Source organism: Pseudomonas sp. B21-021, assembly GCF_024749205.1.
GTDB lineage: Bacteria > Pseudomonadota > Gammaproteobacteria > Pseudomonadales > Pseudomonadaceae > Aquipseudomonas > Aquipseudomonas paraglycinae.
Genome location: NZ_CP087192.1, coordinates 2,147,763 through 2,161,675, shown reverse-complemented (window position 1 = coordinate 2,161,675; position 13,913 = coordinate 2,147,763). Strand labels below are relative to the sequence as shown.

General features: G+C 61.6%; 13 protein-coding genes. 9 read left to right on the top strand and 4 right to left on the bottom strand.

The genetic code is table 11. The annotated features are described in order from the left end of the window. Positions 1-174: 174 nt before the first annotated feature. On the bottom strand, positions 175-912 hold the full coding sequence (locus LOY31_RS09725) for a thioesterase II family protein (RefSeq protein WP_085607927.1): 738 nt from the start codon (positions 910-912) through the stop codon (positions 175-177). A gap of 129 nt (positions 913-1,041) precedes the next feature. Here LOY31_RS09725 and LOY31_RS09720 point away from each other — a divergent pair, with 129 nt between their 5' ends. Then, a complete protein-coding gene (locus LOY31_RS09720) occupies positions 1,042-2,175 on the top strand; it encodes a cupin-like domain-containing protein (protein WP_258713159.1) in 1,134 nt (377 codons plus the stop codon). Between the two features lie 6 nt (positions 2,176-2,181). Here the strand turns inward: LOY31_RS09720 and LOY31_RS09715 are convergent, their stop codons facing one another. Continuing rightward, positions 2,182-3,354 (bottom strand): MFS transporter, encoded by a 1,173-nt coding sequence (locus LOY31_RS09715; protein ID WP_240870287.1) that lies wholly within the window; start codon positions 3,352-3,354, stop codon positions 2,182-2,184. A 289-nt stretch (positions 3,355-3,643) separates the two neighbouring features. Between LOY31_RS09715 and LOY31_RS09710 the strand changes: the two genes are divergently transcribed. From LOY31_RS09710 to LOY31_RS09690, 5 genes are all read left to right on the top strand, one after another. Further along, entirely contained in the window at positions 3,644-4,444 is an 801-nt protein-coding gene (locus LOY31_RS09710; protein ID WP_258713158.1) for an SDR family oxidoreductase, read from the top strand. Next, the gene (locus LOY31_RS09705) at positions 4,437-6,263 is read left to right on the top strand and encodes a glycoside hydrolase family 15 protein (RefSeq protein ID WP_258713157.1); all 1,827 of its coding nucleotides are present in this window, start codon (positions 4,437-4,439) and stop codon (positions 6,261-6,263) included. The genes LOY31_RS09710 and LOY31_RS09705 overlap by 8 nt, the downstream gene beginning before the upstream one ends. A gap of 308 nt (positions 6,264-6,571) precedes the next feature. After that, positions 6,572-6,961: a hypothetical protein gene (locus tag LOY31_RS09700; protein ID WP_085607937.1), complete on the top strand. Its 390-nt coding sequence runs from the start codon at positions 6,572-6,574 to the stop codon at positions 6,959-6,961. Positions 6,962-6,972: 11 nt separating this feature from the next. Beyond that, positions 6,973-7,605, top strand: coding sequence for a BRCT domain-containing protein (locus tag LOY31_RS09695; protein ID WP_258713156.1), 633 nt, complete (start codon positions 6,973-6,975; stop codon positions 7,603-7,605). A gap of 12 nt (positions 7,606-7,617) precedes the next feature. Further along, a complete protein-coding gene (locus LOY31_RS09690) occupies positions 7,618-8,517 on the top strand; it encodes an alpha/beta fold hydrolase (RefSeq protein ID WP_258713155.1) in 900 nt (299 codons plus the stop codon). Here the strand turns inward: LOY31_RS09690 and LOY31_RS09685 are convergent. Continuing rightward, on the bottom strand, positions 8,486-9,469 hold the full coding sequence (locus LOY31_RS09685; RefSeq protein WP_085607944.1) for a GlxA family transcriptional regulator: 984 nt from the start codon (positions 9,467-9,469) through the stop codon (positions 8,486-8,488). The genes LOY31_RS09690 and LOY31_RS09685 overlap by 32 nt on opposite strands. Before the next feature lie 88 nt (positions 9,470-9,557). Here LOY31_RS09685 and inhA point away from each other — a divergent pair, with 88 nt between their 5' ends. The 3 genes from inhA to LOY31_RS09670 all read left to right on the top strand — a co-directional run bounded on the left by inhA (position 9,558) and on the right by LOY31_RS09670 (position 12,972). Next, the gene (gene inhA / locus LOY31_RS09680) at positions 9,558-10,244 is read left to right on the top strand and encodes an isonitrile hydratase (RefSeq protein WP_258713154.1); all 687 of its coding nucleotides are present in this window, start codon (positions 9,558-9,560) and stop codon (positions 10,242-10,244) included. Positions 10,245-10,512: 268 nt separating this feature from the next. Continuing rightward, on the top strand, positions 10,513-11,304 hold the full coding sequence (locus LOY31_RS09675; protein ID WP_258713153.1) for a CPBP family intramembrane glutamic endopeptidase: 792 nt from the start codon (positions 10,513-10,515) through the stop codon (positions 11,302-11,304). Between the two features lie 102 nt (positions 11,305-11,406). After that, positions 11,407-12,972 (top strand): PAS domain-containing methyl-accepting chemotaxis protein, encoded by a 1,566-nt coding sequence (locus LOY31_RS09670; protein WP_258713152.1) that lies wholly within the window; start codon positions 11,407-11,409, stop codon positions 12,970-12,972. Between the two features lie 524 nt (positions 12,973-13,496). Here LOY31_RS09670 and LOY31_RS09665 read toward each other — a convergent pair. Further along, entirely contained in the window at positions 13,497-13,856 is a 360-nt protein-coding gene (locus LOY31_RS09665; RefSeq protein ID WP_221532995.1) for a DUF6124 family protein, read from the bottom strand. Positions 13,857-13,913 lie beyond the last annotated feature (57 nt).

Genomic DNA, 13,913 nt, shown 5'->3' with positions numbered 1-13,913 from the left:
TTCTTGGCATCCGGATCAGTAGGCAGGCAGCACAAAGGCACGTCGTCCCTATAAAACGAATGCAGACCGGAAAAATTAGCGATTGAGAAGAAGTGTCAGAGGGGAGGTAAAGCGCGGATTTTCTGGTTTTCCAAATACCCTTGTGGGAGCGAGCTCGCTCCCACAGGTAAAGCCTCAGGCCGAGACGGCCAGCGCGTGGCGCCGGTGATGCACCTCAAGTTGATCCTTGATCACCTTGAGCACCCGGGCTTCGTGCTCATGAATGAAGAAGTGCCCGCCGGCCAGCATGTCCACCGAGAAACTGCCCGAGGTTTCCTTGCTCCAGCCGATCAATTGCTCGGTGGTGGCCTTGTCGGCCTTGCCGCCGAGCACATGCACCGGGCATTTGAGCAGCGGGCGCTGCAACGGCTGGAACTTGCCACAGAGCAGGAAATCCGCGCGCAGGATCGGCAGGGTCAGGCTCATCAACTCTTCGTTGGCCAGCACTTCCTCGCTGGTGCCGTTGAGCGTGCGCAACTGGTCGATCAGCTCGGCGTCGGTCTTGGGGTCGGCAAAACCGCGGTCGTAATCGGCGCGCATGGTCGGCGCAGCGGTGCCCGAGGCGAACAGCGCCACCGGTTCCGGGCAGCCCAGCGCCCGCAGTGCATGGGCGATTTCGCAGGCCATCAGCGCGCCCAGACTGTGGCCGAACAACGCATAAGGGGTCTTGAGCGTCGGGCGCAATTCCCTGGCCAGTTGCATCGCCAGTACGCGCATGTCGGTGTGCAGCGGTTCGTCGAACCGTGCGCCGCGCCCCGGCAGCTCCACCGGTTGCAGTTGCAGCCATTGCGGCAGCTTTGGCCGCCAGCGGCTGTAGACCATGGCACTGGCGCCGGAGTACGGCAGGCACAGCAGGGTCAACTTGGTCACCACGCTTCCCTCGAAAAAATGTCTCTTCAAGAGGGTACGGATCAACGACCCGGAGAATTAGTCGGCGGTGGCTAAATTTCCCCTACAAACCCTCGTTAACCGTTCAGGCCAAAACAACAACGAGGATTCACCGTGGACCTGCAGACCATCCTGGGCAAGCTGTTCGCCAATGCCGGTGCCGTCGGCATCGAAGGCGTTTTCCAATTCGTGCTGGGTCCACAGCTGGCGTGCTGGTCCGAGGTCAAGGCCAGCACCCGGACCGAGGCCGGTCGACACCCGAACCCGGACGTGACCATTGAAGTGGCGCCGAACGATTTCGCCGGGATCATGAGCGGCACCGCCAACGTCGAAGAACTGTTCGCCAGCGGGCGGCTGAAGATCGGCGGCAACATGGGCCTGGCGACGATGTTGCCGCAGATCATCGACCACGCCCGCCACGGTGGTGCGCCGGCGCAAAAGGTCGACATGAACAAGCGCTACCCGACGCCGCCGCGCCCCAGTGAAGCCATCACCGCCGCGCGACCGGTGCAGACCGTCGTCGAGCGCCGGCCGCGCAGCGAGTTGTCAGTCCAGGAATTCGAGGAGCGCTACCTGCCCTTCGGCACGCCGGTGGTTATCAGCAACGCCTTGCACGACTGGCCGCTGTTCAAGCTCAGCCGCGAAGAATCACTGGTGCATTTCGCCGAACTGCAAGGCATCACCCGCCACGGCGACTACGTGAAGAAAACCTTCTCCACCGAACGGGATTTCCGCTCCACTTCGATGGCCGACTTCATCGCTTCGCTGGAGAGCCCGGCGGTCAAGGGCGCGGACGGCGAGCCTCCGGCCTACATGGGCAACAACATCCTGCCGGCCGCGCTGATGCAGCAGATCAAATACCCGCCCTACTTCGATGGCTCGCTGTTCATCCCGCCACGGATCTGGATCGGCCCCAAGGGCACGCTGACGCCGCTGCACCGCGACGACTCCGACAACCTGTTCGCCCAGGTCTGGGGCCAGAAGAAATTCACCCTCGCTGCGCCCCACCATCGCGAAGCGCTGGGCACCTGGTCCACTGCGCCGGAAGGTGGGCTGGACGGCTGCGATTTCAACCCGGATGCGCCGGACTATGAGCGCTTCCCCGCCGCACGCGACGTGACGTTCCTGCGCGTGACCCTAGAGGCCGGGGATCTGCTGTTCCTGCCCGAAGGCTGGTTCCATCAGGTGGAGTCGGTCTCGACGTCGCTGTCGGTCAACTTCTGGGTGAACTCGGGCCGGGGCTGGTAACCGGCATTATTTGAGGTGACGAAAGCTCTGCACCGCCGAGCCCAGCACCACCGCCCCGGCGGCAATCGCCAGCCAGAAGCCGCTGCGGGCGCCGAACGCATCCACCAGTGCGCCGGAACCGGCGGCGCCGATGGCCACGCCGATGCTCAGGCCGGTCACCAGCCAGGTCAGGCCTTCGGTGAGTTTGGCCGGCGGCACGATGCGCTCGATCAACGCCATCGCCACGATCAGGGTCGGCGAGAAGAACAGCCCGGCGATGAACACCGCGACGGCCAACCCGAAAATATTGCTCGCCAGCAACAACGGCAAAGTGGTCACCGCTGTCGCCAGACCGCCGTAGAGAAACAGGCGCGGCAACGGCAGTTTCGAGCGCATCGCGCCAAACGCAATGCCGGCCAGGCAGGAACCGATGGCATACACCGACAGCACGATGCTCGCCGCCGCCGGCTGGCCCTGCTGCTGGGCGAACGCGACGCTGACCACATCCACCACGCCGACAATCACGCCCATGGCGAGCATCAACGCCAACAGCCATTGCACGTCGGTCGAACGAATGATCGAGCCTTGATGCTCTGATTCGTGAGGATGCACCGGCGGCTCGGTGCTGCGCTGGGCGACGAACGCTGTGACGCCGATCGCCAACATCAACAGCGCCGCCAGCGGCCCAGCCTCGGGAAACACACCGACGCACAAGCCTACCGACAGCGGCGGGCCGACGATAAAGCAGACTTCGTCGAGCACCGACTCCAGCGCATAAGCGGTCTGCAACTGCGGCTGGCCGCGATAGATTTCGGTCCAGCGCGCCCGCGCCATCGCCGACATGCTCGGCATGCAACCGGCCAGCGCCGCGCAGACAAACAGGGTCCAGGTCGGCGCCTGCAAACGGGTGCACAGCAGCAACATCAGCAGCGCGCCCCCGCCGATCAGCGCCGCCACCGGCAGCACTCGCCCCTGGCCGAAACGGTCCACCAGCCGTGACACCTGCGGAGCGCAAAACGCCGTGGCCAGCGCAAACGTCGCCGCCACCCCGCCCGCCAACGCATAGCCGCCGGTCAATTGCGAGAGCATGGTGATCACGCCGATGCCGGTCATGGAAATCGGCATGCGCGCGATCATCGCGGCAATCACAAAAGCTCGGGCGCCGGGGGCGTTGAACAGTTCGCGGTAAGGGTTTGCCATCGGATGCAGCCTCATCAGGGGCGGCCAAGTTGCCACAAAGCCTGACGGCCGGGGAAGCGCGCAATTGTTGGTGGAATGTGAAGTCCCCAATGCCCGCAAGGCCATCGCTGCCGCGTTGATTTGATCGTTCCCACGCTCCGCGTGGGAATGCAGCCCGGGACGCTCCGCGTCCCATGCGGACTCGGGAGCGCCCAAGAGAAACCTGTCGATGATTTCATGTACGCGGATGAACTCTCGCCGCCGCCCATCAGTCAGCTAAATAAGCCCTCAACCCAAGGCGCGACCCCGCATGCAGATTTCCCTCGCCCGCCAAGTAGCGCTCGTCACCGGCGCCAGTTCCGGTATCGGCCACGGTGCCGCCAAAGCCCTGGCCGCTGCCGGTGCTGCCGTGGTCATCAACTACAACCGTCAGGCCGAGCCGGCCGAAGCGCTGGCCCGGCAGATTGTCGCCGACGGTGGACAGGCCATCGCCATTGGCGCGGATGTCTCGAAGGAAGAAGACGTAGAGCGACTGTTCCAGCACACGCTCGACACCTTCGGCACGCTGGACATTCTGGTGGCCAATTCCGGCCTGCAAAAAGACGCGGCGGCTGTGGATATGTCGCTGGCCGACTGGAACGCGGTGATCGGCGTCAACCTCACCGGCCAGTTCCTCTGCGCCCGCGCCGCGCTGCGGATCTTCAACCGCCAGGGCGTGCGCGAAGGCGTGTCCCGGGCCGCCGGCAAGATCATCCACATGAGCTCGGTGCACCAGCGCATTCCCTGGGCCGGCCACGTCAATTACGCAGCCTCCAAGGGCGGCGTCGATCAGTTGATGCAGACCCTCGCTCAGGAAGTCAGCCATCAGCGAATCCGCATCAACGGCATCGCACCGGGGGCAATCCGCACGGCCATCAATAAGGACGCCACCGAAGGCGACGCCGGGCAAGCCCTGCTCAAACTCATCCCTTACGGGCGTATCGGCGATGTCGAGGACGTGGCCAACGCGGTGGTGTTTCTCGCCTCCGATGCCTCCGACTACATCGTCGGCACCACCCTGTTCATCGACGGCGGCATGAGCCTCTATCCGGAGCTCCGTGGCAATGGCTGAGCATCATCCCGAACGACAAAGCCCCATCGACGCCCACGGCATCATTGGCGACATGCGCAGCGCCGCGCTGATCAATGACAAGGGCAGCGTGGATTTCTTCTGCTGGCCGGAGTTCGACAGCCCGTCGATCTTCTGTTCGCTGCTCGATACCCCCGATGCCGGGATTTTTCAGCTCGCGCCGGACCTGCCCGATGCCCGGCGCGAACAGATTTACCTGCCCGATACCAATGTCCTGCAAACCCGCTGGCTCAGCGACCACGCCGTGGTGGAAATCACCGATTTGCTGCCGATTGGCGACAACGACGACGCCTTACCACTGTTGATGCGTCGGGTGCGGGTAGTCAGCGGGCAGGCGACGCTTCACCTGCGCTGCGCCGTTCGGCATGACTACGCTCGTGCTGAAACCCACGCCCTCATCGATGAAAAGGATGTGCTGTTCAGCGCCCGCGGGCAGCCGACATTGCGGCTGGCCTCGGATCAAACCTTGAGCGTCGATAACGAAGCGGCAGTCGGGCAATTCACTCTCAAGCAGAATCAAACGGCGGCCTTCATGCTCGGCGCCAGCGACGATCCGCGGTTCGCCGAAGGCGCCGCGCAGCTGTGCATCGAACGCACGCTGAAGTTCTGGCGCGACTGGATCGGCCAGTCCAACTATCGCGGTCGCTGGCGCGAAATGGTCAACCGCTCGGCCCTCGCTCTGAAGTTGCTGACCTCACGCCAGCACGGCGCAATCCTCGCCGCCGCCACCTTCGGCCTGCCGGAAACACCCGGCGGCGAACGCAACTGGGACTATCGCTACACCTGGATCCGCGACGCCTCCTTCACCGTCTACGCCTTCATGCGCCTGGGCTTTGTCGACGAAGCCAACGGCTACATGCGCTGGCTGCGCGGGCGGGTCAGCGATTGCAGCGGCCAGTCGATGAAACTGAACATCCTCTACGCCATCGACGGCCGCCAGGAACTGCCGGAAACCGAACTCACGCATTTGTCCGGCCACGGCGGCGCGAAACCGGTGCGGATCGGCAATGGCGCCTACGACCAGATTCAACTGGATATCTTCGGCGAACTGATGGACGCCGTTTATCTGGTCAACAAATACGGCGACGCGATTTCCCACGAAGGCTGGAAACACGTGATGGAAGTGGTCGATCAGGTCTGTGAGACCTGGCAGACCAAGGACGTAGGCATCTGGGAAATGCGCGGTGAGCAACATCACTTCCTGCACTCGCGACTGATGTGCTGGGTGGCGCTGGACCGCGCCATCCGCCTGGCCTCGAAACGCTCGCTGCCGGCGCCCTTTGCCCGCTGGGACCAGACTCGTCAGGCAATCCACGCCGACATCTGGGACAACTTCTGGAACGAAGAGCGCGGGCATTTTGTGCAATACCAGGGCGGCACTGCTCTGGATGGCTCGATGTTGCTGATGCCGTTGGTGCGTTTTGTCAGCGCCAAGGATCCGAAATGGCTGGCGACGCTGGAAGCCATCGAAAAACATCTGGTGCGCGACGGCATGGTTTACCGCTATCGCAACGATGATGCGGGTATCGACGGTTTGTCCGGCACTGAAGGCGCCTTCGCCGCGTGCTCGTTCTGGTACGTGGAATGTCTTGCCCGCGCCGGACAAGTGGAAAAGGCTCACCTGGAATTCGAACAACTGCTGCGTTACGCCAATCCGTTGGGGCTGTACGCGGAGGAATTCGACAACCGTGGCCGGCATCTGGGCAACACACCACAGGCGCTGACGCATCTGGCACTGATCAGTGCAGCGAGTTTTCTGGATCGCAAGTTGAGTGGGGAGAAGAATTACTGGCAGCCGTAGTCATCCATCTTCGCCAGAGCCTGTAGGAAAGATCTCAACTTCAATCGCCGCTTGTAGGAAGGCTACCTACGAGCGGTAAACACCCCCGAGCCTTGTAGTTGAAGGGCTCGCCCACACAATCGATTCCTTTCGATACAACTGGTTGATGGCACGGCCTACAGAAACCTGCCAACCCCGTGTAACGCTTGGCCCGCAACTCGCACTTACACCCCGAAATACCTTGTTGCCAGCTGTTACATCCCCCCCTACCATCCACCGCAACGGGCACAGCGGAGCTGTCCAATAAAAACCCGATTCAAGGAACCAGAATGAGCCAACGCATCCACCGCCAGATCGACACCCCACTGCGCACCGGCCTCAAGCGCGATGAACTGTGGGACGCCGCCGACAAGGGCCTGATCAAATGCTGGGAAATCGGCCGCCAGCGCGCCACCCGCTTCCCCGACCTCGCTCAACGCTGCATCGCCGATGAACTACCGGTGCTGGGCTGGAAAGGCGGGGTCAGTCGCAGCCTGAAGAAGAATGAAAAATACGGATCACTGAAATACCTGGCCCAGTGGCAGGGTTTGCGTGGGGAAGATCTGGATATTGATCTGAGTGCCGAACGGGTCATGACCTGCTCGCGGACGAAAATGGTGGTGACGTTTACGCCGGATCGCAGCAAGTATCTCAATCAGGTGGCGGAAGCTGAAGCTTAAGGAGAAGCGCAATGGTCGATCTGCATCAGGAGTTTCAGAACAGCAGTTTCTTTCATCAGGCCCGAATCGACCGTCGCTCCGTCGACGCGCTGACTGGAATCGCCGCCGGGCTTGCAGCAGACGGCAAGATCAATCAGCAGGAAGCCGAATTTCTCAAAAACTGGATCGAATCGCACTTGATCCATCTGAATGATCCGGTCGTCAACATCCTTTATAAGCGTCTCGCCGACATGCTCAGTGACGGCGTTCTTGATGCAGAAGAGTCAGCCGAACTGCTGGAAATGCTTCACCAGTTCGCAGGTCTTCCAGTCGGCGTACAGCAACCCTTCGTTGCCTCAACCTCTCTGCCTCTGGACAACCCTGCTCCGGCATTGAGCTGCGCTGATCGTGTCTTTCTGTTCACTGGCGTTATGGCCTACGGCCCCCGCAAGAACTGTGAAGCGCTGATTGTCGAGCGCGGTGGACTGATCGGCGGCTCGGTCAGCAAAAAGATTCATTATCTGGTGGTGGGCAGCATCGGTAATGATCAATGGCTTCACAGCAGCTACGGCACCAAGATCAAGAAAGCCGTTGAGCTTCGCGACAGTGGCGTGCCGATTGCCATCATCAGCGAAGACCATTGGCAGAAGGTGCTATTCGGATAACGGGAGAGTGAGATGACCCAAGCCGTGATGCAGTTTTGCAAGACTGAAAGCCTGACCATCGCGTATGAGCATCACGGCCCGGAAAATGGCACGCCGGTCATCCTCCTTCACGGCTTCCCCTACTCTCCCCGCGCCTACGATGAAATCGCCCCGCACCTCGCCGCCAAGGGTTACCGGGTGATCGTGCCGTACCTGCGTGGTTACGGCCCGACCCGTTTCAACAGCCCGGACACGCTGCGCTCCGGCCAGCAAGCGGCGTTGGCGCAGGATCTGCTGGACCTGATGGATGCACTGGGCATCGAGCAAGCGACTTTGTGCGGTTACGACTGGGGCGGTCGGGCGGCTTGCATCGTTGCGGCGTTGTTCCCCGAGAGGGTGCGCGGTTTGGTGACGGGCGATGGCTACAACCTGCAAGACATTCCGAATTCGGTCCAGCCGCTGGATCCGCAAAGCGAGCATCGCTACTGGTATCAGTATTACTTTCACACACCCCGTGGCGTTGAAGGGTTGACGCAGAATCGTCGGGCACTGTGCGAGTTGCTGTGGCAGTTGTGGTCGCCGACCTGGGCGCGGAACGCCGAGCGTTATCCGCTGAGTGCATCGGCCTTCGACAACCGGGATTTCGTCGAGGTGGTGATTCACTCCTACCGCCATCGCTACATGTATGCGCCGGGCGATCCGGCGCGGGAAGGGATGGAGCAGGCGCTGGAGAAACAACCGGCGATCGGCGTTCCGACGATTTCGCTGTGCGGTGCGGATGATGGCGTCGGTCCAGCGCCGGTGGAGGATGAAGATGCACCTCACTTCACCGGGGTTTACGAGCGGCGAGTGCTGGCGGGAGTCGGGCATAACATTCCCGAGGAAGCGCCGGGCGAGACGCTCAAGGCATTACTGGATCTGCTCCAGCGCTGACCGAAAACCGCTCCCGATAAGCCTGCGGCGTCACACCCATGGCCCGCAGGAAGCTGCGTCTTAACGTCTCTTCACTGCCAAATCCACAATTGGCCGCGACCCGTTTGATTGGCAAACCGGTATCGCTCAACAACCGGCGGGCGGTTTCAACGCGAATCAGTTCAATCGCCCGGGCCGGGGTCTGGCCGGTGTCGGCGCGGTAGTGGCGCACGAAACTGCGTTCGCTCATGCCGGCCTGTTCGGCGAGGGTTGGAATACCCAGATCGCAGGTCAGGTGTTCGGCAATCCACGCGTGCAGATCATCGAAGCGGTTGCCCTGTTTTTGCAGTGACAGCGTCACGCTGAATTGCGACTGCCCGCCCGGGCGCTTGAGGAACACCACCAGTTGCCGGGCGACGTCCAGGGCCATGTCGCGACCGAGATCGTCTTCGACCATGGCCAGCGCCAGGTCGATGCCGGCGGTGACGCCTGCCGAGGTCCAGACCGGGCCGTCGTTGATGAAGATCGGATTGGGCTCGACCTGCAATTGCGGGTGTTGCTGCGCCAGTTGTTCGCAGCGGGTCCAATGGGTGACGACCCGGCGACCGTCGAGCCAGCCGCTGGCCGCCAGTAGAAATGCGCCCGTACAGACCGAAGCCACACGCCGGCAGTCATTTGCGTGTTCACGCACCCAACCCACCAATTCGACATCTTCGGCAGCGGCGTAAACGCCCCAGCCGCCGGCGATGATCAGCGTGTCGCTGGGCTGTTCCGGCAGCGGCTCGGCCAGCATCGCCAACCCGGCGGAAGAGTTGACCGCCCCGCCACCGCTGGCAATCACCGTTGGCGCATAGGGCGCAGGCAAACCCTGCTGGCGGGCGATGTCGTTGGCCGAGGCGAAGACCTGCAACGGCCCGGTGACATCGAGCAATTGCACATTGGCGAACGCGAGGACGTGGATGGTTTTCGGCATTTGGCGTAATTCGTGGGCTGATTGGCGTATGCGCCAAAACCTACGCGCCTACAGTGAAGCCGTCCACCCCTTTTCACGGAGAAGAATCATGGCGTTGCAGATCGGTTTTCTGTTGTTTCCCCAGGTGCAGCAACTCGACCTGACCGGCCCGTATGACGTGCTGGCCTCGTTGCCGGACGTGCAGGTGCACCTGATCTGGAAGGATCTGGTGCCGGTCACCGCCAGCACCGGGCTGGTGCTGAAACCGACCACCACCTTCGAGGACTGCCCGGATCTGGATGTTATCTGCATTCCCGGCGGCGCCGGGGTCGGGCCGTTGATGGAGGATGAGCAGACGCTGGCGTTCATCAAGTCGCAAGCGGCGCAGGCGCGGTACGTGACGTCGGTGTGCACGGGTTCGCTGGTGCTTGGGGCGGCGGGTTTGTTGCAGGGTAAGCGGGCGACCACGCATTGGGCTTATCACGATTTGCTGCCGACATTGGGAGCGATTGCGGTGAAGGATCGGGTGGTGCGTGACGGCAATCTGTTTACCGGGGGCGGCATCACGGCGGGGATCGATTTTGCCCTCACGCTGGCGCAAGAACTGGTCGGTGTCGATACGGCGCAACTGGTGCAGTTGCAGCTGGAATATGCGCCGGCGCCGCCGTTTGATTCGGGCAGCCCGGAGACGGCGCCGAGTGCTGTTGTTGAAGAAGCCCGCAAGCGTGCAGCGCCTTCGCTGAAGTTGCGCACGGAAATCACCGAGCGCGCGGCGGTGAAACTCAACCTGCGCTGATCCTTCAGCCAAACACAAAATCCCTGGTGGAATATAAATCCCCTGTGGGAGCGGGCTTGCTCCGGGCGGCGATCCGACGAATGCGGTGTGTCAGCTAACAGATTTGCTGAATGTTACTTCGCCTTCGCGAGCAAGCCCGCTCCCACATTGGGATTTGTGTTTGGCCAATGGCTTTGTTGTTGTCCCGGTTTCTCGCCACACCTTCACTTGTCCCCTCGCCCCCACCCGTGTAGAAAGCCTGTCCACAAATCGTGCACAAGGACTTTCCATGACAGCTCTGCCATGGCTCTATCTCGGGCTTCTCAGCCTTGGTTACGGATTGGCGCTGAGTTTCGGCCAGCTCGGCTGGCTGGCGCTGATCTCCATTGCACTGCTGGTTTTCGCCGGTTACGCCGTGCGCCAGCAAACCGTGCCGGTCGGGCGTTATCTCGGCCATGGCCTGTTTATCGTGTTGGCTCTGGCGCTGGCCCTGCACTGGCTGCCGGGCTTCTACAGCGGCCGGGCCATCGAGCCGCAGCGCTTCACCGACAACGCCGTGCCGTTCTCGATGTACCTGAATCTCGACAAACCACTGATTGGCTTCTGGCTGCTACTGGTCTGCCCATGGATCGTCGCGCGACGCTCATTGCGCCTGACGGTGTACGCCACCGCGCTGGCACTGACGCTGAGCGTAATCCTCGCATTGGGCGGCGCGGTGTTGCTGGGCATGATCACCTGGGCGCCGAAATGGCCGGATCAGGCGTGGCTGTGGGTGCTGAACAATCTGCTGCTGGTGACGCTGGTCGAAGAAGCGCTGTTTCGCGGCTATATCCAGGGCGGCCTGAGCCGGCGTTTCAAACACCTGCCCTACGGCGAAAACCTCGCGCTGCTGCTCGCGTCCCTGCTGTTCGGCCTGGTGCATGTGGGCGCCGGCTGGCAATGGGTGTTGCTGGCGAGCCTGGCGGGTGTCGGCTATGGTCTGGCCTACCGTTTTGGCGGGCTCGGTGCGGCGATCGCCACGCACTTTGGCCTGAACCTGCTGCACTTCGGCCTGTTCACCTATCCGATGCTCGCGGGTTGAAGCAAGGTCGGTTTTGCGACGCCGTACTTATAAATGAAAAAAAATTTCAATAAATGGCCGACCCCGCCGACAACCTTTCAAAGCCTTGCGGATTGAAAAACCATGCGTAACAACCAGCCCATTACACAACGCGAACGGACTTTCCCGGCTCAGCAACGGTTGATTTCCACAACCGACGCCAAGGGCGTGATCACCTACTGCAACGACGCTTTCGTCGAAATCAGCGGGTTTTCGCGTGAGGAACTGATCCGTGCGCCGCACAACCTGGTTCGTCACCCCGACGTCCCGGCTGCGGTGTTTTCGCACATGTGGGGCACACTGAAACAAGGCTTGCCATGGATGGGCATTGTCAAGAATCGCTGCAAGACCGGTGATCATTACTGGGTGAACGCCTATGTAACGCCGGTGTTCGATGGCAATCAGGTGGTCGGTTACGAGTCGGTGCGGGTCAAGCCGTCCGCCGAACAGATCCGCCGTGCCGAAGCGCTCTACCAACGCATCAACCAGGGCAAGTCGGCGATCCCTCAAACTGACAAATGGCTGCCGGTGCTGCAGGACTGGCTGCCGTTCATTCTGGTCAGCCAGCTGAGCTTCATGATCGGCGCCACCCTGAACTCGCAGTGGGGCTTCGCCCTCGCCGCCGGTCTGTCGGTGCCGCTGGGCCTGTTGGGCCTGCAATGGCAACAACGCGGGCTCAAACGCCTGCTACGTCTGGCCGAGCAGACCACCTCCGACCCGCTGATCGCGCAGATGTACACCGACAGCCGTGGCCCACAGGCCCGTCTGGAGATGTCGATCCTCAGCCAGGAAGCCCGCCTGAAAACCTGCCTGACCCGTCTGCAGGACACCGCCGAGCACCTGACCGATCAGGCCAAACAGTCCGACGCCCTGGCGCACAACAGCTCCAGCGGTCTGGAACGTCAGCGCGTGGAAACCGAACAGGTCGCCACCGCCGTCAACCAGATGGCCGCCACCACGCAAGAAGTGGCCAGCCACGTACAACGCACCGCCGACGCCACTCAGGAAGCCAACCGCCTGACCGGCCGCGGCCGCGACATTGCCGGGGAAACCCGCGAAGCCATCCAGCGCCTGTCGGTCGTCGTCGGCGAAACCGGCCTGACCGTGACCCAACTGGCCAAGGACAGCGACGAAATCGGCGGCGTGGTCGACGTCATCAAAGGCATCGCCGACCAGACCAACCTGCTCGCCCTCAACGCCGCGATCGAAGCAGCGCGTGCCGGCGAAATGGGCCGTGGTTTTGCCGTGGTCGCCGACGAAGTCCGCCAACTGGCGCAACGCACCAGCGAATCCACCGGCCAGATCCACGCCCTGATCGCCAAGCTGCAACAGACCGCATCCAGCGCCGTACAAACCATGGAAGCCGGCCATCGTCAGGCGGAAGAAGGTGTGGCGCGGGTATTGGAAGCAGACCAGGCCCTGGTGGGCATCAGCGAAGCGGTGGCCAACATCACCGACATGACCACCCAGATCGCCGCCGCGACCGAAGAGCAAAGTGCCGTGGCTGAAGAAATCAGCCGCAACATCAGCAACATCTCGGAACTGGCGGACCAGACCTCGGAACAGGCGCATAACTCGGCGCTGCTGAGTGAAGAGCTGACCAAGACTGCCAACACGCAGTATTCGTTGGTGGAGCGGTTTAACCGCTGATTGTTCTGGCAATAAAAAAACCCCGGACAGCGAAAGCTTCCGGGTTTTTTATTGCCTGTTTGAAATGGACGTAGCCAGCACCGCCCTCTTCGTGGGCAAGCCCACTCCCACAGGGTTTCGCATTGGCCACGAAATCTCGCAACACCACCATCCTTGTGGGAGCGGGCTTGCCCGCGAAAAGGCCCGGCCTGCTGACGAAAATCTCATTCAAAAAACGCGGACAGTGCCTACAACTGAATCAGACCCAACTGACTGGCACGCAATGAAGCCCGGCTCTACTTTGTCGTCCGAACCTATTCACACGAGCTAACCAGCATGAATACATCCCCTACGCAGAATCCGATGGTCACGACCGACAAACCTGTAAGAAAGGAAGTCCGGGCTGAACTGACATTCCTTGATGTGCGGCGAGCGGCACGTGATGGGCAAAAAGCATTCGATAAATTTGTGATCACTGGCAGGCTGTGACCTTTTGATATCGATAAAAAAACCGGAAGCCAAACACTTCCGGTTTTTTGTGCCGTTTACTCCTTCGGCACGAGGTTATCCAGCGCCTGATTCACCGCCAACTCGCCCAACATCACCACTTGCGCAATACCCAACAGGGTCTTGCGGTTCGGCCCTTCCAGCAGGCCGGCAAAGTCACCGAGCATGACCGTGGCTGACGCGAGGGACTCGCAGGCGTTGGCCAGCAAGGACTCCGTGTCGGTTTGCGGGTTGACCATGAACATGTCGTTTGGGCTGTAGGGCGTGGCCATGATTTGGGCTGCGGGTGTCAGGTAATAGTCGAGGGCGCGTTCGGCCGCGTCGTGGAGTTTTCTTGAATCGGGAAATTCGTACGGGGACACCGGATCTTCTAACGGTGGAATGACGGTCTTGGACATCAGCTGGAACTCCGGAAAGAGTCGCTTGAGGATTTTTATAGACGGCTGCCAGGCAGT